A 20,096-nucleotide genomic window follows, 5' to 3' on the forward strand; every position below is an offset into this window, starting at 1 on the left:
CACCAGCACCGAGCACGGCGCGCTGCGCACGACCGCCTCGGCATTGCTGCCGAGCAGGATCCGCCGCAGCCCGGTCCGGCAGAGTGGGTCGCGACGACGACCAGATCTGCGTGGCGACCCCGGCGGCGGCGCGGGCGATGATCTCGGCGGCGTCGCCGCGCACCACGAGCTGGGCGTCGTTCCCGCAGTCCCGCACCGCCGCCGACAGCCGCGCCCGGGCCCGCGCGAGCGCGTCCTCGGCCGCGGCCGAAGGGCCGCCGTCGGCGAGGGTCGAGGGGAATGGAGCGCGGTCACCGCCACGCCCCGGCGCCAGGCCTCGTCGGCGGCCGCGGCCAGGGCCGGCAACGACAGCGCCGACAGGTCGGTCGCGACCAGGATCCGCAACCCGAACGGCGGGCGCGCCACCAGCACCGCGCACGGCGCGTGGCACCACCCGCCCGGCCACGCCGCTGAGGTTTGCCGCCGCGACGACTAGCCGCCGTGCGCGGCGACCACGATCAACGCGGCCGCGCGCGCGCCGGGCTACGCCGCGACGATCGCCCCGCACGCTCGCCGGTCAGCACCAGCGCGTCGACCGCGGCCCGGTCGTCACCGCCGCCGCCGATCGCGCGGGCGATGGTCGTGCGCACCGGCGCGATCGTGCCGAGGCCGCGGTCGCGTCCCCGGCGCCGTCGTCCAGCACGGGACACGACCAGCCGCGCGCCGTGGGCCAGGGCCTGCGCGAAGCTGGCGCGCAATGCCCAGCGCCGCGCGCTCAGATCGGTGGCGACGAGGATCTCCGGCTGGGCCGGCTGGGCAGGAGCTGGAGGGGTCATGGTCGCCCGCTCGCGAGGAGCCGCTCCTGCAAGATGGCACCGTCGCGGCGGCATCCGATCGCGGCGCCGGGGTATGGTCGTCGCACCGAGCGCGGTCGTCGGCGGGTCGCCCGCGGCCCGCCCGGCCCATCCATGGCGCACGCCTCTCCACAAGCTCGGCGGCGCGTCCGAAGGGCGCTGGCAGGCGGCGGTGATCCGGCCGGCTGTACGTGTTCGGCCCGTTACCTCAAGCTGATCGTCGCGGCCGGGGTCGCTAACGTCACCTTTGGCGCGTCGATCTGGCTCGCGGTCGTGACCGTCGCGATGGTGTCGGCGATGTACCGCCTGGTCATGCGCTGGGTGACCGACGGCAGGGCGGCAGCGGCCTCAACGGGCCTGCGATCTCAGATCATGATGGTCAGCCACGGCCGCGGCGTGGGGCACGCGCGCGGCCCGCGTCCAAGGTCGGCAGCGTCGTCGACCAGCTCCTGCCGCAGCTGCCGTGCCCGATGTTCCTGGTGTCGGCGCGCCCCGAGCCCGCGGCGGCGTGGCCCGAAAGCCCGACGCAGCGGCGGCGCTCCCGTGACCACCGCCGCCGTGGTATCTGCCGGCATGCGCCGGAGTCCTCACGGTCGAGTTCAGCCGATCTCCCCGACCGACGCCGCCCCGACGAGGCGCGCGGTCGTGAGCGATCGGCGCGACCAGCTCGACCAGCCCGACAAGAGCGACCGGCCCGACGGCGACCCACCCGGCAAGAGCGACCAGCCCGACAAGAGCGACCGGCCCGGCAAGAGCGGCCGGCCCGACAGCGACCGGCCCAGGCGCGGCGCCCGCGCCGTCCGCGGCGTCCGTAGTCTGATCGAGCAGCTCGAGGATCAGGCCGCCGGGTTCATCGGGGTCACGCCCGACGATCGGATCAGCGTGGTCGAGGGCATGCTGCGCCGGTCGACGGCCCACGCCATCGGCTACTGGCTCCAGCTCATCCTGGCGATGGCCATCGCCACGCTCGGCCTGGCGATGAACAGCGTCGCGGTCGTGATCGGCGCCATGCCGATCTCGCCGCTGATGGGGCCGTTGATCGAGTTCGGCGTCGGCCTCGCCACCGGTTCGCTCCTGCTGACGATCCGCGCCGGCGTCCGCACCGCCGCCAGCGTCGCGGTGGTGGTGTTCGCGGCCGCCGGCCTGACCGGCTGCTGCCGTTCCACGAGGTCACGACCGAGCTGGCGGCCGGACCAGCCCGACGATGATCGATCTGTTCATCGCCGTCGCGTGCGCGCTGGCCGCGGTCTACACCACCGTCCGCGAGGGCAAGGACGCGATGGCCGCCGCCGCCGGGACCGCGATCGGCATCGCGCTGGTCCCGCCGCTGTGCACCGCCGGCTACGGCCTGGGCACCGGCAACCACGACATGCTGCAGGGCGCGCTCTTTGCTCTTCACCGCCAACTTCGCGGCGATCACCGCGGTCACCGCTGGCGACGGTGTTGCTGCTGGGCTTCGGCCAGGTCAACACCGCCGAGATCGAGGACGACGTGCTCGAGCGCCCGTCCGAGGGCCGCTGGCCCATGTCGCCGCCCGGGTCACGCGCCGCACCGTCGGCCGCCGCCTGGGGCGCGCTGACGCGCCTGCTGTTGCCGGCGATGCTGCTCGGCGCGATCCTCGTGCCGCCGCGCCGGGCGCTGCACGAGGTCAGCTGGCAGGTCGAGGTCCGGTCCGAGGTCGAGCGCCTGCTCGCCGAGGTCCCCGGCGCCGTGGTCCGCCAGAGCCGCGAGGTCCGCGCCGGCACCGTCCGGGTCCGGCTGTTCCTGGTCGGCACCGACGCGGAGGCCCGCGCCGTCGCCGCGACCCTGCGCACGAAGATCGCGATGCGCCTCGGCAAGGAGCCGCTGGTGGACGTGGTCGCGGTGCCTGACGCGGCGACCCTCGACGCGATGGCGAACCAGCTGCGCCAGGCGGCCCTCCCGCCGCCCGACGCGCCGGCGCCGGCGCCGATCACGCCGCCGGCCACCTTGTTCGCGAGCGCGCTCGATGACGCCCTCGCCCACCACTGGCCGTCGTCGGCGGGCACCGTCCTGCGGCTGCGCGTCACGCCGCGCGGTGGCACTCCGGTCGCGCTCGAGCTCGACGTGACCCACCTCGGGGCCCCGCTCGGCGAGGTCGGCGAGCAGCTGCTCGAGCAGGCGTGGAGCGCGCAGCTCGAGGCCACCGTCGACGTGAACGATCACCGCTGCCGGTCGCCGCGGTCGCGGCCCGGCCGACGCCGGCGGGACCTGGCTGCCCGAGGCCGTGCGCGTGCTCGGACGCGACCGCCGGGATCGCCGGCCTGAGCCTGTGCTTCACCGTGCCGGCGCCGGCGGCGCCGCCGCCCTGCGGCCCTGGCGCGCGCCCACCCCACCGCCACCGCCCGCGTCGATCGAGATCGTGCGCGGCGTGCTGACCGGCCTGACCCGGGCGCGGCCCGACGCGGTGATCGTCGATGGCGTCGGCTGGAGCGTCCGCGTCACGACCGCGAGCTGCTTGCCGGCGCCGACCGCCCCGGCCGATCCGACCGCGCCCGTCCCGGCGGCCGATCCGACCGCGCCCGCCCCGGCGCCGCCGCCCACCCAGCCCGCGTCGGCCCCGGCGCCTGCGCCCGCGGCATCGGCGCCCGCAGCGCCGACGACCGCGGCGCCCTGACCCCGCCCTGATCAGCGCGCCCGCGCGCGGCTGCGCGTGCGCCCGGGCCTTCGGCGCGATCACCGCGGCGACCGCCGCGCGCTCCTTGCCGTGGCTGGGCTTGCCATGGTTGGCCGAGCGGCGCGTCGACTTGCGCGACGGCGTCGCGAGCGAGTCCTCGAGCGTGGAGGTCATCCCGGCCTGCTGCCGCGGGTTGTTACGCCGCGCGCTGTGCCCGGCGCCGGCCGCGCGATCGGTCTCCGACACGCCGGGCTGCGCGGTGTCGACCCACAGATCGCGCACCTGCTTCTCCGGCCGCGCCAGCACCATCGCCTGGGCCAGGGCGGCTCGGCCCTCGCGGCGCCGGATCAGGCTCGGCGCACCCGCCAGCTTCGGCCGCGCCGCGTCCAGCACCGACGCCCGCCCGGCGCTCCGGCCGCGGCGGTCGAGCAGCCGGCGGATCGCCTGCACCGCCGAGCGCAGCGCCGGCGCCCAGGTCGTGCGCGCGGCTGGCGCCGAGGTGCTCGATCTGGACCGGCGGCACCCCGGTCAGGCCCGTGGATCGAGCAGCGCGTGTCGACGCCGCCGCGGGGCCCGTTGACGTCGGCGAACCGGATCGTCACGCGCTCGATCAGCGTCGCCCAGCGCGCGAGCGCGGCCGTGGTCTTGGCGCGGATCGTCGCCTCGAGGGCCGCCTCGACCTTGGGCCGAGCCCGGATGTCGAGCGCCGTCGTCGCCGTCGGGGTCGGGCCCCGGCTCGCCTTGCCGACCTTCGAAGCTGTGCGCGGAGCGTCTGCTTTGCCATGCCCGCCTTTTTACCACGCTTTCGTCGCGGAAGCCTCGTCGGGCGCCCGCGACGCCGCGCCTCACCTCACGGCGACGGCAGATGGATGCGCTCGTAGTCGGTGGCCGCAAATGGCAGGTCGAGGCGGGGGACGCGCGCGGCGCGGCTGACGTATGGCGACACATGGTCCGTGAACCGCATCGGCTGGTAGTTGCGCGCGAAGATCGTGGCGAGCGCGCGCTCGACCCGATCGGGGATCGCGCGCAGCCGCGCCGCCAGGTCGGGATCGCGGCACGCGTCGAGCTGGCGGCGAGGCGGGCGTCATCGATCGTCGTCGGGGCAGATCGCGATCGGTGGCGCCCGGGTGGGGTCGTTGGCGCGGCGCCAGCGACGCCTCGCCGGCGACGGCGAACGGATCGACCGGCTCGCCGTCGAGCCAGACGTTGAAGTGCAGGTGCGGCGGATCGGCGCCGAGCGCGGCGACGAAGTTGAGGCCCGACGCTCCGGACAGCGCGATGGGCTCGCCGCGGGCGACCACCTGGCCGGGCTCGACCAGCGCCCGCGCCAGGTGCGCGCAGCTGGTGGCCAGGCCGTCGCCGTGATCGAGCAGGAGCTTGAGGCCGCCGCGGTGGAACTCGCTGACGACGAGGATCACGCGGGCCGCGGCCGGGGCGACGATCACCGTGCCTGGCGCGGTCGCGAAGTCGGTGCCGTTGTGGCTGTCGTAGGTGAGCGCGCCGCCCTGGAAGTCGCGGACCTGGGTCTTGCGCACCGACCAGCCCCGCTCGATCGGCGTGGGCGTGCGGTTGAACAGGTTGTAGATCGGCACCGCGCGCCCGAACGGCCGCTGGCCGCGCCACACCGCCAGCGCCAGGCGCGGCTGGAGGATGCGCAGGCTGGTGTGATCGAACCGGCTCGGCGGGTCAGCGCGTCGCCGCGGACCGCGAAGACGGTCTCGCGCAGGCGCAGGCGCCACGGCGACAGCCCCAGGACCTCGGACAGCGACAGGCGATCGGCGGGCACGCCCCATCGTGCCTGGTGGCCGCGCCGATTGAAATCGCGGCGCGCACCGCCGATGCTGATCGGATGCACCGCACGCCCTGGCTCCTGGCGGCCGCCGCCCTCGTCGCCACCGCGGCCACCGCCGGCCCTGCCCGCGCCGGCGGCTTCGGCATCCCCGGAGGTCGGCGTGCGCCGCACCGGCATGGCGGCCGTGGTCGGTCGCCCCGACGAGCCGTCGGCGGTGTTCCACAACCCGGCGGGCTGACCATGTCCCACGGCGCGCGGGTCTACGCGACCTTCGGCCTGGCGGTGCTGTCGACCGAGTTCAACCTGCGGCCGTGGGACCAGAGCGATCGGTTCATCACCACGCCGGTCGACGCCGACGGCTACTACCCGACCACGCGCCCGACCCGGGCGGTCGGCGCGATCCCGATGATCACCGCCTCGGCCGAGATCGTGCCGGGCAAGCTGTGGGGCGCTCGGCGCGTACGTATCCAACGGCACCGGCGCGCAGTTCGCCGACGACGATGTCACCCGCTACCACCTGATCGACGGCTACATCGTGTCGCCGACCCTCAGCCGCGGTCGCGGCCTACCAGGTCCACCCAAGCTCGCGCTCGGGCTCGGCGTCGGCATGATGAACGTCCGGGTCCACGGCGAGCGCTACCTGTTCCCGATCCTCAATGGCACCGACGTGTCCCGGTTGATCGGCTCGAAGGCGCGGCTGGTGCTCGACGGCGAGGACTGGAAGTTCACCTGGAACGCCGGCGTCCTGGCGCGGCCGGTGCCCAAGCTCACCGTGGGCGCCACGGTCATCGGCCGGGTCGATCCCGAGCTCGAGGGCGACGTCACGCTCACCACCGGCGACGACGCCGCCCGGTGCCCGGCGACCGCTACAACGGCAAGCAGAAGACCGGGCTGGTGCTGCCGTGGACGTTCCTGGCCGGCGCCAACTACGACGTCACCCCCAACCTCGAGGTCGGCACCGAGCTCCGCTACTACCTGTACCGCGCGTACAAGGAGCAGCGCTCCAAGCTCGACGGCCTGCCGTTCATCAACGAGCTGGTCACGCCCAAGAACTACACCGACTCGTGGCAGGTCGCCGGCGGCGTGCGGGTCCACGATCTGCCCCAGGCGCCGTGCTCGAGCTGATGGCCGGCGTCCACTACGACAAGACCCCGGCCCCGGCCCAGACCGTCGCGCTCGATCAGCCGACGTTCTCGCACTACGGCCTGCACTCGGGCGTGCGCTACCAGGTCGGCCGCTAAGCTGGCGGCGTCGTACCTGCACTACTGGTACCGGATCCCGGTCATCACCGACAGCCTGACCAACCCGCCGTCGAACATCCGCGGCAGCGGCGGCAACGACATCTTCACGATCTCGATCGAGGCCACGATCGCGCACGGGGCGCTGCTGTGACCCGGACCATCATCCCCGAGCGCGGGCGGGCCACCGACGAGCTCCTGGCCGATCTGGCGGGGCGCAAGCACAAGGACACCGACTGGAAGCGCGGCCGCGTGTTCTCGCTGGTCTACCACGCGTCCGACGAGCACACCCGCCTGCTCGAGCGCGCCCACGCCCTGTACGCGTCGGGCAACCTGCTCAACCCGATGGCGTTCCAGAGCCTGCGCGGGCTCGAGGCCGAGATCACGCAGATGGCCGCCGACCTGTTCCACGGCGGCCCCGACACCGTCGGCGCGGTCACCTCCGGCGGCACCGAGTCGATCCTCGTGGCGGTCGCGGCCTACCGCGATCGCGCGCGCAAGCTGCGGCCGTGGATCGTCCGGCCCGAGATCGTCGCGCCGATCACCGTGCACCCGGCGTTCGACAAGGCCGCGCACTACTTCGGCGTGCGCCTGACCAAGGTCCCCGTCGATGACGATCACCGCGTCGACCTGGCCGCGCTGGCCCGCGCGATCGGCCGCTCGACGATCGCGGTCGTGGCGTCGGCGCCGCAGTACGCCCACGGCGTGATCGATCCCATCGCCCTGGTCGGCGCGCTGTGCACCAAGGCCAAGCTGCCCCTGCACGTCGACGCCTGCGTCGGCGGGTTCGTGCTGCCGTGGGTCGAGCGCCTGGGCCGGCCGCTGCCGCCCTGGGACTTCCGCGTGCCGGCGGTGACCTCGATGTCCGCCGACCTCCACAAGTACGCCTACGCCGGCAAGGGCGCGTCGGTGCTGATGTGGCGGTCGATGGCCGACATGAAGCACCAGTTCTTCGTCGCCGCCGACTTCCCGGGCGGCATCTACGTGTCGCCGACCTTGATCGGCACCCGCCCCGGCGGCCCGATCGCCGCGGCCTGGGCCGCGCTGCAGGGCCTGGGCGCCGACGGCTACCAGCGGCTCACCGCGGCCGCGCTCGACGCCGCCGATCGCGCGCGCGCGCCGGGGTCGCGGCCATCGACGGGCTGCGCGTCGTCGGCGACAGCCAGGCGACGATCGTCGCGTTCGGCGCCACCCCCGGCGGCCCCGACATCTACACCGTCGCCGATCGGCTCGAGGCCCGCGGCTGGTCGGTCGATCGCAGCCAGTCGCCGGCGGCGATCCACCTGACCTGCACCGCCAACCACCAGGCGATCATCGACGACTACCTGGCGGATCTGCGCGACGCCTGCGCCGAGGTCCGGGCCGATCCGTCGCTCAGCGGAGCGGCTCGGCGCCGATGTACGGGATGATGGCCAAGCAGCCGATGCGCGGCATGGTCAAGCGCTCGGTCGCGAAGGTGATGGAGGCGATGTACATGCCGGGCGTGGTCGTGCCCGACGTCGCCGCCAGCGCCAACGACGGGGTCGTCGGCAAGATCATCGATCGCTACGGCCCGCAGCTCGACGCCGCGCTCGACACGTTCACGAGCGTGCGCGGCGCGCTGACCCGGCGCCGGAGGAAGCGGTGACGCGGATCGCGTTCGCGCGGATCATGCAAGAGACCAACGCGCTGACGCCGGTCCCGACCGAGCTGGCCGACTTCGAGCAGAGCCACTACCTGGTCGGCGCCGCGCTGGCGCAGGCGATCGAGCCGGGCGGCCACGAGGTCGCCGGCTTCTTCAAGAAGGCCGAGCTGGCCGGCGCGGTCGCCGCGGTGCGCGCGGCCGGCGCGACGCCGGTGCCGATCCTGTCGGCGTGGGCGTCCTCGGGCGGCAAGCTCACCCGGGCCTGCTTCGACACCCTGGCCGAGCGCCTCGCCGACGGGCTGCGCGCCGCCCGGCCCGACGGCGTCGTGCTGGCCCTGCACGGCGCGATGGGCGTCGACGGCCTGCGCGACCCGGAGACCGAGCTCCTGCGGATCGCTCCGCGACGCCGCCGGCGGCGTGCCGCTGACCTGCACCCACGATCTGCACGCCAACCTGACCCGCGGCCGGGTCGAGGCCGCCGACGCGATCGTCGCGTACCACACCAACCCGCACCGCGATCACGCGCGGGTCGGCCGCAAGGCCGCCGAGCTGGTGCTGGGGATCCTGGGCGGCCGGCAGCCGGCCCGGGCCTGGCGCACGCTGCCGATGCTGCTCGGCGGCGGCAAGACCATCGACTTCCTGGCGCCGATGCGCGCGGTGTTCCGGCGCATGGCCCGGGCCGAACGCACCGGCGAGGTCGTCAGCGCCTCGACGTTCATGGTCCACCCGTGGAACGACGACCCGGCGCTGGGCTGGTCGACCCTGGCCTACGGCGAGCCGGCCGAGGTCGAGCGCCTCGTCGACGAGCTGGCCGAGATGTGCTGGGCCCGGCGCCACGAGCTGCCGCCGACCTTCAGCTCCGCGTCGGCCGGGCTGGCCGCGGCCCGGGCCGCGCGCGGTGCGCCGCAGGCTGGGCGTGGTGACCATGTCCGACGCGTCCGACGTCGTCACCGCGGGCGCGCCTGGCGACTCGACCCACCTGCTGCGCGCGATGCTGGCCGAGGGCACGGGCCTCTTGACCTACGCGGCGGTGCGCGATCCGGTGGCGATCGAGCGGCTCTGGGCCGCGCCGGTAGGCGCCGAGGTCGACGTCGAGGTCGGCGGTCACCTCGATCCGGCGTCGGGCCCGCCGCTGGCGGTGCGCGCGACGATCGTCCGCACGCTCGAGCAGCCGGGCTTCCTGCGCACCGCGGTGCTGGCGATCGAGCACCTGCGCCTGGTCGTGACCGAGGGGCCGGCGATGGTGATGCGGCCGTCGTTCTACAAGGACGTCGGGCTCGACCTGTGGCAGGCCGACGTCGTGATGGTGAAGAACTTCTTCCCGTTCCTGATGTTCTTCCTGCCGTACAACCGCAAGACCATCTTCGTCCGCACCAGCGGCGCGACCGACTTCGACGCGGCCCACCGCCTGACCTTCGACGGCCCGATGCACCCGCGCGACGTGGTCGACGACTGGCGCCCGCGCGATCGCGCGCGCCGCGGCCTCGACGCGTAGCGCCTGCGCGGTCCGCGGCCTCGACGCGTAGCGCCTGCGCGCTTCGCAGGCCGTGCGCCGCAGCGTCGACGCGGAGCGCCGGCGCGCTGCGCAGGCCGCGCGCTGCAGCGTCGATGTTCGACTACATGCACCAGCGCGCCGACGGCACCACGGCCGGCGGCGACACCAACCGGATCCTCGCCGGCGAAGACTGAGCCTCGACGACGGCGCGACCAGGCCCCGCGACGCGGACGATCTCGGGCGGGCGGATCTTCGAGATGATCGACATGACGCGACGGCTTCTAGCGCGCGCCGCGATCGACCGGAAGATCATCGGCGCGCATGATCCTGGTGGCTAGCGCGGTAGCCACGCGAGGCGCGCGCGCCTCAGCGCGTCGTCGCGCCCGCGCAAGTCAGCGCGAGGCCACGGTCACCGCGATCACGGGTGCGCGCGCGCGCGCGTCGAGCGTGCTTCAGGCGCGACGACACGCCGCGGGCGCCGACGCGGCCTCAGGATTTCGGCGGCAGCGGCTCGGCTGGCGGCGCGTCCCCGCCGAGCTGCCGGCGCGCGACCGCGGCCGCGCGCTCGAGCCGCAGCAGGCGCGCGCTGGGATCGAGCGCGCGCGCGAAGAACACGATCACCTCGACCGTCAGCGACAGCAGGATCGCGAACGCGTAGAGCGCCACGGCGACCTGCAGCGCCGGGATGATCACCAGCAGGCGCGGCCCGGGCACCTCGGTGTACGGCGGCGGGAACAGCGCCCACATGAGCAGCGCCGGCACCATCGTCAAGAACAGCCCGACCGCGGCGTTGCCGTTGGCGATGGCCAGGCGATCGGACAGGGTCTTGTGCTTGCGCAGCACCAGCCAGCCGACGGCGACGTGGGCGACCGCGCCGACCACGCCGTACTTGGCGAGCTCGAACGCCAGGCTGCCCTTGGCCGGCAGGAACGACGGCGAGAACCGCTGCCCCAGCACCGCGACCATCACGTAGTACACGACGAAGAACCCGGGCGCGCCCAGGATCAGCGTGCGCCGATCGAACGACAGGCCGCCGCGGCGCCGCAGCCACAGCGCGCCGCCGATCAGCACCACCGCCAGCGCGACCACGCCCACCAGGCGCAGCCCGCGCCGCGCGAGCACCCGCGCCAGCGTGGTCGTGCGCGAGTCGCTGACCACGCGCTCGGTCACGGCCAGGCGCTCGCCGTCGGCGCGCGCGCGGGCGGCCGCGTCCGACGGCGTCAGCGTCAGCAGCTCGGTCAGCGTGCGGCCCAGCCCGTGGCCCGGCGCGGGGAACCCGAGCAGCGCCGCCACCGTCGGCGCGACGTCGATCAACCGGGCGTCGTCGGGCCGGGCGCCGGCGCGGATGCCGGCGCCGGCGGCGACCAGCGGCACGGTCATGACCTCGGGCTCGATCCCGCCGTGCCCGCCCGAGTCGGTGTGGCCGTGATCGGCCACGACGATCACCGCGTCGGTCGCCAGATCGGTCGCGGCCACGATCCGGCCGACCATCAGGTCCGCGGTCGCGACCGCGGCCCGGTACTCATCGCTGTCGGCGCCCTCGGCGTGGCCGGCGTCGTCGACCACGCCGATCAGGACGACCTGCAGCTCGGCGTGGTCCGCGAGCTGGGCCCGGGCCGCCTCGACCACGCCGCCCGGCCACGGCGCGTAGCGGCTGTCGTCGAACGGCGACCGCACCTCCATCCCGGCCGCGGCCCGGGCCTCGGCCGAGTCGGGATCGTCCATCGCGTCGATGTCGATCGCGTCGAGCTCGGCCTGCCGCGCGGGATCGAGCGGGCGCAGGAACAGCGCCGGCAGCGGGCTGTTGTCGCTGGCCGACGCCGAGCGCACGTGCGCGGCCTGGGCCCGGTCCATGAGCGTGTCGAGCGCGACCGCGGTGTAGTGGCGGTTGGTGCGCACGCCCGAGGCCTGGGGCGGGACGCCGGTCAAGATCGACACGTAGTTCGGCCGCGACCAGCTCGGGTAGTGCGAGCGGGCCTGGCCGTCGACGCCGAGCGCGCGCAGCCGGGCCAGCGACGTCATCCCTTGCGACGCGTCCCAGCGGAGCCCATCGACGATGATCAGCACCACCCGCCGCGCCAGCCGCGGCGTCGCCGGATCGATCACCACCGGCGCCGTGCGCGCCAGCGCGCTGCGCGGCTGCTCGAGGTCGTACATGAAGTCGGCGCCGAGGAACGCCGCGCGCAGCGCGCCGATCGCGCCGACCACGACCAGGACGATCGCGGCGATGACCGCCCACGCGGTCCGGGCCGGGGCGGGCGCGCGCGGGCTCACGCCTCGACCTTACGACGCCGCGAGCGTCGCGACCAGCTCGTCGACGATGCCCTGCGGCGCCCGCACGGTCAGGCGCGTGCCCTCGTCCTCGTGGTGCTCGGTCACCACCACGCAGCGCCCGTGGATGTCGTGGACCACCTTGTGGCGCGCCCAGGGCACGAACAGCTCGGCCTCGACCGCGGCCCCGGCGAAGTACTCGACCACCCGCACCCGCAGCGCCGCGACGTCGGCCGGCGCCTTGGCCGACATCAGCACCGCGTCGGGGAACGCCAGCGCGAGCAGGGCGCGGTCCTCGTCGCTGACCTTGTCGATCTTGTTGAGCACGACCAGCTCGGGGGCGTCGACGCCGATCTCGCCGAGCACGCCGCGCGTGACCGCCATGTGATCGCGGAACGCGGCGTCGGCGGCGTCGACCACGTGGAGCAGCAGGTCCGCGTGGGTGGCCTCGTCGAGCGTCGAGCGGAACGAGGCCACCAGATCGTGCGGCAGCTTCTTGATGAAGCCGACGGTGTCCGACAGCAGGATCGGCGGCTTGGTGCGCGCGTCGAGCACGCGCACGGTCGTGTCGAGCGTCGCGAACAGCTTGTCGGCCACGTACACCTCGCTGCCGGTGAGCGCGCGCATGAGCGAGCTCTTGCCGGCGTTGGTGTAGCCGACCACCGCGACCGTGCGGGCGTCGCCGCGCCGGGCCCGCCGGGTCCGGGCGCCGCCCTCGATCGCGGCCAGCCCGCGCCGCAGCTCGGCGACGCGATCGCGGATCCGCCGACGGTCGAGCTCGAGCGAGCTCTCGCCCGCGCCCTTGCCGCCGACGCCGCCCCGCACACGGTCGCCGCCGCCGCCCGACTCGCGCAGCCGCGGCGCCAGGTACGCCAGGCGCGCGATCTCGACCTGGAGCCGGGCCTCGCGGGTCTTGGCGTGCCGGTGGAAGATCGAGAGGATCACCGAGGTCCGATCCATGACCTCGGCGTCAGTGGCGCGCTCGAGGTTGCGCTGCTGCGTCGGCGTGAGGTCGTGATCGACCAGCACCACGTCGCAGCGCACGCCGGCCGGCCCGCCGCTCGACGGGTCGCCGTCCTCGTCGTCACCGGCCGCGTCGTCGTCGTCCGCGCCCTCGTCGATCTCCTCGTCCTCGTCCTCGTCCTCGGCGTCGCGGTCGAGCTTCTTCTTGCCCGGCTTCTGGTACGCCGCGACCTCGCCGCTGCCGCCGGTCCACGCCGCGAGCTCGCGCAGCTTGCCCTCGCCCAGCACCAGCCCCGGCGCCAGCCGGCCCCGGCGCTGGGTCACCATGCCCACGACCTCGAGGCCGAGCGTGGTCGCCAGGCGACGGAGCTCGGCGATCGATGACGCGAACGTCGCTTCGTCGGCGTCGGGCAGCTGCACCGCCGTCAGCACGGCACGGACACGATCAGGGGTCGGCTCGGACAAGGCGGTGCAATCTGCCCGACACACCGCCCCTCCGCAAGGGTGACGACGGTCCCCCGCGCCTGGGCCCTCTGGGCCGGTCGCCTGGGGCGCGCTGGCCCGCACTGGGCGCGGTCGCCCTCGGCACGCACGCCTGGGGACCTCGCGCCCCGCGCGATCACCAGCCCCGCTGACCGCCACGCGTCGCGCGCGACCGCCGCGCGCCGCCGCCTCAGTGCAGATCGAGCACGAGGTCGTGGAACTGCGCGGTCTGGGCCGGCATCGACACGGCGCCCGAGGTGCCCTTGGTGAACGGCAACACCACCGACGCGCCAGCGGCGTCCTGATCGGTCAGCTCCATGACGACCCGGTAGTTGCCGGCCGGGACCTCGCAGTGGGTGCGGTCGGTGAGGTTCCAGGTGACGTCGTGGGTGATGTGCGACGTCAACGTCGCGCCGGTGATCGCGTCGGTCACGTCGCCGCCCGAGGCGGCGTTGTAGCGGGTCAGGTAGCGCAGGCGCCGGTTGGCCCAGCGCTTGACGGTCTTCACGTACTGGCCGCTCGCGGTCTCGATCCAGATCGCGCCGATGTTCTTGGGCTGGTAGCGGCCGCCGAAGGGGGTGGTGCGCACGACGATCCGCAGGGCCGACAGCGGCGAGGTGTCGCAGCCGGCCGCGGCGTCGGGACCGCCACCACCACCGCCGTCGCGCGGGACCACGGTGCCGCCGTCGTCGAACAGATCGACCGGCGCCGCCAGCGCGTCCTGGAGGTCGTCGCGCCCGACGCCCGGCTCATAACAGCCAGCGAATGCCAGGGCGGCCGCGATTGACAACGCTGCGCGCAGGGGGAACATGCGCGCGTGGCTCGCAGTACCGCCGCGCTCGTGTTCGCCTTGCTGATCGTCGATGGCTGCGCCGCGGCCCGCGAGCGCGAGGTCCGCGCGGCGTCGACCGTCTACGTCCGCACCGACACCGACGACACCACCGTCGTGTCGCCGACCGTCAACGTCTCGGGTCAGGCCACCGACAAGGTCGCGCTCGCGGCGGGCTACACCGTCGACGCCTGGACCGGCGCTTCGGTCGACGTCGTGACCGCGGCGACGGCCGCGATCCACGAGCGTCGTCAGGAGGGACAGGTCGGCCTGACCTACGACAACGGCACCACCCGGATGAACAGTCGGTATCGCGTCTCGTACGAGCACGACTATGAGTCGCACGGCTTGGTGCTGGGCGCTAGCCGGGACTTCGCCCGTCACAACACCACGGTGTCGGCCAACCTCATGGGCAGCCGCGACCTGGCCGGGCGATCCGGCGACCCCGGATTCGCCGAGCTGATGATCAGCGGCGGTGGCCGCCTCGGCCTGAGCCAGGTCATCGACGCCAGGACCGTGATCGATGTCGCGTGGGAGACCATGGTCCTGTCGGGCTACCAGGCCAGCCCGTACCGGTGGGTCGCCGTCGGCGGGCTCGGCACCTGCGCCAGCGACGCGCCGTTCTGCGTGCCCGAGCAGGTGCCCGAGCTGCGGGTCCGCAACGCAGCCCGGCGCGGCTGCGCCACGCGCTCGGCGAGCGCGCGTCGATCGGCCTCGACTACCGCTACTACCTGGACTCGTGGGGGATCCGGTCGCACACCGTCGAGCCGAGCCTGTCGTGGGTGCCGTCGGACGCGACCACGCTGACGTTGCACTACCGCTACTATGCGCAGGGCGAGGCCACGTTCTACCGGCCGCGCTACTTCGACTTCGCCGACGGTGGCGGCTACCTGACCCGCGACCGCAAGCTCTCAGCGTTCCTCGCACATGAGGTCGGCGCCGCGCTCGGCGCACGTGGGAGTTCGACGACGGCGAGCGCCACGTCGACCTCGGCCTGCGCGCCAGCCTGTCGCGCATCGAGTACCTGGCCTACGTCGGGCTCGAGTCGGTCGACGCCCTCGAGGTGACCACCATGTTCGGACTCGACTTCTGATGCGGCCCGTCGACGATCGCCCGACGACTCTGAATCTGAGCTTGTCAGTTTTTCGGTCGCGCACCGGTCCACGCGCCGGGAGTCTCGCGTCTCGGAGGGGAGGCTCGTCGGGCTTGCCCCGACGAGGGGAGGCCTGGCGACAGGCCTCCCTGGAAACTCAGCGCTTGTCACCTTTTCGGTCGCGCACCGGTCTGCGCGCCGGAGTCTCGCGTCCCTGGGTGGGGGCCCTATTCTACGGGGGCCTGGCCTCTCGCCTGGTTCGGGTGATTCTAGGCGGTTGGGTTCCGTTCGGGCCGTTCGATGCCGCCCCGTTCCGGCTGGAGTGGCCGCAGGCTGGCAGCACGGATCGAGCGGGTGGACGAGCTCCCCCACGCGCCGAAATCATGCGGCCGTCGGCTGGGGTTCGCGAAGGGCCTGAGCGAGCGTGTCGGCGCATTGGCCACGCCGTAATGTCCGCGAGGTCGAGGCCGAGGGTGCGTACGCGAACTGGGCCGACGGTGATGCTGCGTGGCGGGACGGGGCGCGGGTACAGCAGCCAGGCGTTGGGGCATCCGAGCGCGGTGGCGTAGAACACCACCTGCTGGAGGTCGTCGGGCGCGGGCCGGTCGTGATCCTTGTACTTGGTGTCGATGACCGCTACTGGGCGCCCGGTGGCGCGGTCACGAACGACGATGTCAACCGGGTAGCTGAGGTCGACGTCCAGGCTGATGCGATGCTGCGCGTCGACTGACCACGCGGGCAGCGCCATCGCGAGCCAGCGGGCCACGAAGCGCTCGAACAACCGCGGCATGTCGACGGTGAACGGGATGGTCTCGAGCGGCCCTGCCTCCGTGGCAGCGCCGCACGCGTCGAGCACGGCCCGGCACAGCGCGTGGATCGGCCGGTAGTCGGCGTTCAGCCGATGGTAGAAGCGGCCGACGCACGCCGACGGCGCGAACGGGGCCAGCGTGATGGCGGCGCTGAGCGTGCGGTGCTGCTCGCGCAAGGACCGCCGGACGTCGGCGCGCCCGAGCGCGACGCGCCGCACCCGGTCCAGCGTCCACAGGAGCAGCCGGTTGTCATCGAGGTCGTCGGTCAGCTCCTCGAAGTCGCACACCAAGCCGACGCTGCCCCGCAACGACCGCGCGATGGTCTCGCGGGGCGCCACCCGACCGCGCGCGACCTGCAGCTCATCCCGCTCGTCCACGTACGCGCGGTACAGGCCCTGGCGGAGTCGCGTCCCGACCCGGTAGCAGAGCAGGCTGACCAGCACCTCGAAGAGCCCCTCGATCGTCGTCGCTGTGTCCAACCCGCCGTGCCAGCGCAGGCTCTCGAGATCGTACGCCCGCTCGATCAGCGCCAGGATGCTGGTGATCGGCACCTTGGGCGCGATGCGCAGCGCCATCGCGCTGTCACCGCCGAGCGGCAGGAACCCCACCAGCCCGGTCGACCGCAGGCGCCAAGGGGTACCGCTGAGCGGATCCGGTGGCGCCACCTCGAACTGCCGGGCGTGGCGCGCACGCACCGCTGCGACGATCGACGTGGCATCCGGACCGACGAGCGGGGTCCACTGCCACTCGTCGAGCGCCAGGACGTTCATGGCGGCGGTGCCCACTCGGCGAGCGCGCCCTTCGCGACCTTGTCCCAGGCGTACTTCGCCGCGGTGTCCCGCGCATCGAAGAAGAACTCCTCGAGGTACGGCTCGATCTCGCACCGCCAGATGTCCTCCAGCCGATCGGACAGGTCGTCCTTCATGAAGTAGGAGATGCCGAGCTCGCAGTTCGGGTCGTCGATGTCCTTGTTGATCGCGGTGAGCACATCGATCAGGGCGTCGATCGGCTCCGACCAGCGCTTCGCGGCGAAGGCCCTCAGCACGTCGAAGTTCGGCTGCAACCGCAAGAACGAGAAGCGCCGCCGCAGCGCGTGATCGAGGCGCGCGATCGAACGGTCGGCCGTGTTCATCGTGCCGATGATGTAGAGGTTCGGCGGGACCCAGCTCGCTGCCGCCGGCCAGCGCCATCGTGCGATCGCGGTACTCGAGCAGGTACATGAGCTCGCCGAACACGCGCGGCAGATTGGCGCGGTTGATCTCGTCGATGATCAGCACCACCGGCCCTTGGCGCGGCATGGTCTGGCACAGCTGCACCAGGCGGCCGGGGACCAGCTCGTAGCTGACGGCGCCGCCCTTGGCGATCGGGCGGATGCCCTGGATGAAGTCCTCGTAGCTGTACGCGGGGTGGAACTGCACCAGGTGAACGCGGGCGTCGTCGCCCCCGACCAACCAGCGGGCCAGGCGCTCTGCCACCCAGGTCTTGCCGGTGCCGGGCGGGCCTTGGACGATGATCTGCTTCTTGTCCTGGAGGATCCGAAACCATCGGTCGGCCTCCGCCTCGGCGAAGGCGGTCTCGGCCAGGAAGTGTCCTCGCTCGTAGCGGGGCGGAGCCAGCGGCGGTAGCCCCGGGCCATCGCCGCCGATGGTGAGGGGCGGCAGCGCGACGATGTCGTCATAGGTCGACTTGTCGAGCGACACCAGGGTCCGCGCCCAGCCGGGCCGGTCGACCGTGCGCGCCGACGTGTCGAACCAGTCGACCGGCACCTCGTGGCAGTACTCGGCGCCGTCGACGAAGCGATACGGCCCCGTGACGCGCCCCAGGCCGAGCACCTCGGTCTTGCCCCGGTTCGCGACCAGGAGGGTGCCCACCGGCATACGCGCGAGGTTGAGCGACTGCCGCGCGCCGTTCATCTTGTAGTTCGGGTCCTGCTGTGCCGCGGTCGCGACGCGTCCGGCGAACTCGTCGTCGTCCACGAGCGTCAGGTCGCCGAGCAGGTCGCCGCCGATCGCCGCGACGCCGCGCTCGCGCCAGTCGTCCCACAGCTCGGCGCCCCGCCCGGGCGAGATCTTCCAGTACCCAGGCGCCGACGGGCTGCGACCGCCGGTGAAGGCGAAGCGCTTCGGGCCACCAGCCAGTGGCAGAAGTGGTCGAAGGCATCGCCGGCGCTGACGCCGAGCCTGGGATCCTGCAGCTGGGGTTGGCTGTCGACCAGGGTCCGCCACGAGCGCGCGGTCGTGACGTAGTCGGCCAGCGTGGCCTCGAGCTCGACGCCGCTGAAGTACGACACGACCCGCGTGACCTTGGCGTTCACCAGCGGTAGGTCGTCGGGCGCCAGGGCGTTCAAGATCGGCGTGAGCATGCCGACGTTGAAGCCCTTCGACAGCGGACTCGCGGTGAAGCGCGCGATCGCGTCCCGCAGATCGTGCGGCTTGGCCAGGCACTCGCGGACGAACGCGAGCACCTCGGCCGCGACCTGCGGCCAGGTCTCAGACTTGACCCACTTCGCGTTCTCGAACCAGGTCTTGAAGTCGCCCTGGATCGCGGGCGCGTGCGACACCCACGCGCCCGCGTCGCGGTGCTTGGCCGAGTCGGTGTGCGGCAGGAGCCCCAGCAGGATGGCGTCGGTGGCGTCGTCACCGCGAGCCAGGAGCGCGTCGATGCGCGCGAGGTTGGCTCGGGCGGCGGCGCGTTCGGAGGCGTACGTCTGAAGGTATGCCTGGGTCGCCGGGGAGCGTCACGAAGGTGTCGAGGTAGTCGTCGAGGAGATCCGTCAGCGTCGGCGCGTCGTCTTCGTCGTCCGCCGTCTCTTTCTGGACTCCGCGTCTTCGGGGCGTGGCCGTACACCGGGGGCCGGCAGCGGGCGACCGACAACGGCGCTCAGGTAGGCGAGCGCGCCCGGCGAATGGAAGCGCGCGCCGTGGAGGTCGGACGGGCTCGCCGCGGCGGCCTCGGTGATGATGGAGGCAAGGGCGCGGCGGATCGCGGCGCTGGCTTCGCTGACCAGATCGGGCGTGATCGTGTAGAACTCGACCGGGGCGATGGACCGGAACGGCCCAGCCGTCGTGTCGTGCACGCCCAGGCCCTCGATGATCGTTCGGTCCCCCTGCGCTAGCTCGCCGAGCCGAACCGGAAACCACACCTCCCGCCGAATCCACAGCACGAGGCACCGGCCGACCGTCACGCGCAACGAGCGCGCACCGAGCGTCAACTTCCATCGGTTGGCGCCGGCCGCGTGGGCATCCTCGATGACGCCGGCCATCAGCTCGATGGCGGCGCGGCGGGGGCCGTCCCCCGGAATCATCCATGCGAGCGCGCGCTCGGCAACTGCCGGGTCGGCGCGCATTCCATCACGGTCCGCAGCGAACTCACGCATCCGCACGGGCGGCGGCGCCTCGGTCGACGTGCTGGTGAGCGCATGCTGCTGGGCCGTCGCCAGCTCGGCCCACAGGCCGAACGCGCCGTCGCCCCGCCGGTAGAAGCGCGGCGTGCCCTTGCCGGCCGCCAGCGACGAACCGGCCGCCTGGCGCAACAGCGTGACACGCAGCGTCTGCTCTGGCGTCGCGCCGGCGGTCTCCACCAGCCCGCGCGCGGCCATCCGCTTCCACAGCTCCGGCACTGGCAGCGCCTCGCCAGCGTCACGCAGCACCAGCTCCGCCCCATCCGCGAAGGTCATGCTCATCGCCGACCAAGCTACCACGCCACGCCCAAGCGCCAGTTCGTCGGCCGCACCGTCGTGGTGTCACTCTAGCTGTGCCATCGCCGGGCCGTCGTCCGCACTGGCCTCCGCGGATGCGCCAGGACCGAGAGCGAGGTTGGCGCACATCGCCGGGCACATAGTATGGGATGTGGGCATGTCGTTCGTCGCTGCAACCTGCCACTGATCGTGGCGCACTACGCCAGGGTTCACTGACCACGGGCCCGCGCCGAGCTGGCGTCGTTCGCGGAGGAACCGAACCTTGAGGCTGCAGGTGCGACGGGCCGGGCGGGCGGAGCTATCCGGCCAGCGCCGCGATCCGCACCCATCGACA

The 20,096-nt window shown here is 73.5% G+C and carries 19 protein-coding genes and 2 pseudogenes; 10 read left to right on the top strand and 11 right to left on the bottom strand.

Annotation, left to right across the window (positions count from 1 at the left end; translation table 11 throughout):
* From IPL61_21960 to IPL61_21970, 3 genes and pseudogenes are all read right to left on the bottom strand, one after another.
* Nucleotides 1–281: pseudogene (locus IPL61_21960) on the bottom strand (universal stress protein).
* A 216-nt stretch (nt 282–497) separates the two neighbouring features.
* The gene (locus IPL61_21965) at nt 498–815 is read right to left on the bottom strand and encodes a hypothetical protein (protein MBK9033898.1); all 318 of its coding nucleotides are present in this window, start codon (nt 813–815) and stop codon (nt 498–500) included.
* 944 nt (nt 816–1,759) lie between these two features.
* A complete protein-coding gene (locus IPL61_21970) occupies nt 1,760–1,897 on the bottom strand; it encodes a hypothetical protein (GenBank protein ID MBK9033899.1) in 138 nt (45 codons plus the stop codon).
* Nucleotides 1,898–2,037: 140 nt separating this feature from the next.
* On the opposite strand from IPL61_21970, the gene IPL61_21975 reads away from it, so the two are divergent.
* The 3 genes from IPL61_21975 (at nt 2,038) to IPL61_21985 (ending at nt 4,048) form a co-directional block, all read left to right on the top strand.
* The gene (locus IPL61_21975) at nt 2,038–2,412 is read left to right on the top strand and encodes a DUF389 domain-containing protein (GenBank protein ID MBK9033900.1); all 375 of its coding nucleotides are present in this window, start codon (nt 2,038–2,040) and stop codon (nt 2,410–2,412) included.
* Between the two features lie 711 nt (nt 2,413–3,123).
* Nucleotides 3,124–3,468, top strand: a complete 345-nt coding sequence (locus IPL61_21980) for a hypothetical protein (protein MBK9033901.1) — start codon at nt 3,124–3,126, stop codon at nt 3,466–3,468.
* A gap of 109 nt (nt 3,469–3,577) precedes the next feature.
* Nucleotides 3,578–4,048: a hypothetical protein gene (locus IPL61_21985; protein MBK9033902.1), complete on the top strand. Its 471-nt coding sequence runs from the start codon at nt 3,578–3,580 to the stop codon at nt 4,046–4,048.
* 265 nt (nt 4,049–4,313) lie between these two features.
* Here the strand turns inward: IPL61_21985 and IPL61_21990 are convergent, their stop codons facing one another.
* On the bottom strand, nt 4,314–5,207 hold the full coding sequence (locus tag IPL61_21990) for a M23 family metallopeptidase (GenBank protein ID MBK9033903.1): 894 nt from the start codon (nt 5,205–5,207) through the stop codon (nt 4,314–4,316).
* A 905-nt stretch (nt 5,208–6,112) separates the two neighbouring features.
* Here IPL61_21990 and IPL61_21995 point away from each other — a divergent pair.
* The 3 genes from IPL61_21995 to IPL61_22005 all read left to right on the top strand — a co-directional run bounded on the left by IPL61_21995 (nt 6,113) and on the right by IPL61_22005 (nt 8,125).
* Nucleotides 6,113–6,385: a hypothetical protein gene (locus IPL61_21995; protein ID MBK9033904.1), complete on the top strand. Its 273-nt coding sequence runs from the start codon at nt 6,113–6,115 to the stop codon at nt 6,383–6,385.
* A gap of 263 nt (nt 6,386–6,648) precedes the next feature.
* Nucleotides 6,649–7,785, top strand: coding sequence for an aspartate aminotransferase family protein (locus tag IPL61_22000; protein ID MBK9033905.1), 1,137 nt, complete (start codon nt 6,649–6,651; stop codon nt 7,783–7,785).
* 109 nt (nt 7,786–7,894) lie between these two features.
* Nucleotides 7,895–8,125, top strand: a complete 231-nt coding sequence (locus tag IPL61_22005; protein ID MBK9033906.1) for a hypothetical protein — start codon at nt 7,895–7,897, stop codon at nt 8,123–8,125.
* 85 nt (nt 8,126–8,210) lie between these two features.
* Here the strand turns inward: IPL61_22005 and IPL61_22010 are convergent, their stop codons facing one another.
* On the bottom strand, nt 8,211–8,378 hold the full coding sequence (locus IPL61_22010) for a hypothetical protein (GenBank protein MBK9033907.1): 168 nt from the start codon (nt 8,376–8,378) through the stop codon (nt 8,211–8,213).
* A 161-nt stretch (nt 8,379–8,539) separates the two neighbouring features.
* Between IPL61_22010 and IPL61_22015 the strand changes: the two are divergent.
* Together IPL61_22015 and IPL61_22020 are read left to right on the top strand one after the other, a co-directional pair.
* Nucleotides 8,540–9,007 (top strand): annotated as a pseudogene (locus tag IPL61_22015) (M81 family metallopeptidase).
* A gap of 34 nt (nt 9,008–9,041) precedes the next feature.
* Nucleotides 9,042–9,617 carry an MlrC C-terminal domain-containing protein gene (locus IPL61_22020; protein ID MBK9033908.1) on the top strand — a complete coding sequence of 192 codons (576 nt, stop codon included), beginning with the start codon at nt 9,042–9,044 and terminating at the stop codon, nt 9,615–9,617.
* A 489-nt stretch (nt 9,618–10,106) separates the two neighbouring features.
* Here the strand turns inward: IPL61_22020 and IPL61_22025 are convergent, their stop codons facing one another.
* The 3 genes from IPL61_22025 to IPL61_22035 form a co-directional block, all read right to left on the bottom strand.
* On the bottom strand, nt 10,107–11,891 hold the full coding sequence (locus tag IPL61_22025; protein MBK9033909.1) for an alkaline phosphatase family protein: 1,785 nt from the start codon (nt 11,889–11,891) through the stop codon (nt 10,107–10,109).
* Nucleotides 11,892–11,900: 9 nt separating this feature from the next.
* A complete protein-coding gene (hflX, locus tag IPL61_22030) occupies nt 11,901–13,316 on the bottom strand; it encodes a GTPase HflX (protein ID MBK9033910.1) in 1,416 nt (471 codons plus the stop codon).
* A gap of 208 nt (nt 13,317–13,524) precedes the next feature.
* The gene (locus tag IPL61_22035; protein ID MBK9033911.1) at nt 13,525–14,124 is read right to left on the bottom strand and encodes a DUF2271 domain-containing protein; all 600 of its coding nucleotides are present in this window, start codon (nt 14,122–14,124) and stop codon (nt 13,525–13,527) included.
* Nucleotides 14,125–14,151: 27 nt separating this feature from the next.
* Here IPL61_22035 and IPL61_22040 point away from each other — a divergent pair, with 27 nt between their 5' ends.
* Together IPL61_22040 and IPL61_22045 are read left to right on the top strand one after the other, a co-directional pair.
* On the top strand, nt 14,152–14,970 hold the full coding sequence (locus tag IPL61_22040; GenBank protein MBK9033912.1) for a DUF3570 domain-containing protein: 819 nt from the start codon (nt 14,152–14,154) through the stop codon (nt 14,968–14,970).
* On the top strand, nt 14,946–15,230 hold the full coding sequence (locus IPL61_22045; protein MBK9033913.1) for a DUF3570 domain-containing protein: 285 nt from the start codon (nt 14,946–14,948) through the stop codon (nt 15,228–15,230). The genes IPL61_22040 and IPL61_22045 overlap by 25 nt, the downstream gene beginning before the upstream one ends.
* A gap of 258 nt (nt 15,231–15,488) precedes the next feature.
* On the opposite strand, the gene IPL61_22050 is transcribed toward IPL61_22045, so the two are convergent.
* The 3 genes from IPL61_22050 to IPL61_22060 all read right to left on the bottom strand — a co-directional run bounded on the left by IPL61_22050 (nt 15,489) and on the right by IPL61_22060 (nt 19,747).
* On the bottom strand, nt 15,489–18,041 hold the full coding sequence (locus tag IPL61_22050) for an AAA family ATPase (protein ID MBK9033914.1): 2,553 nt from the start codon (nt 18,039–18,041) through the stop codon (nt 15,489–15,491).
* Between the two features lie 5 nt (nt 18,042–18,046).
* Entirely contained in the window at nt 18,047–18,625 is a 579-nt protein-coding gene (locus IPL61_22055) for a hypothetical protein (protein MBK9033915.1), read from the bottom strand.
* A gap of 213 nt (nt 18,626–18,838) precedes the next feature.
* Complete coding sequence (locus IPL61_22060; protein ID MBK9033916.1) at nt 18,839–19,747, bottom strand: winged helix-turn-helix domain-containing protein; 909 nt, start codon at nt 19,745–19,747, stop codon at nt 18,839–18,841.
* Between the last annotated feature and the right edge of the window lie 349 nt (nt 19,748–20,096).

The organism is Myxococcales bacterium (genome assembly GCA_016717005.1).
Taxonomy (GTDB): domain Bacteria; phylum Myxococcota_A; class Polyangia; order Haliangiales; family Haliangiaceae; genus UBA2376.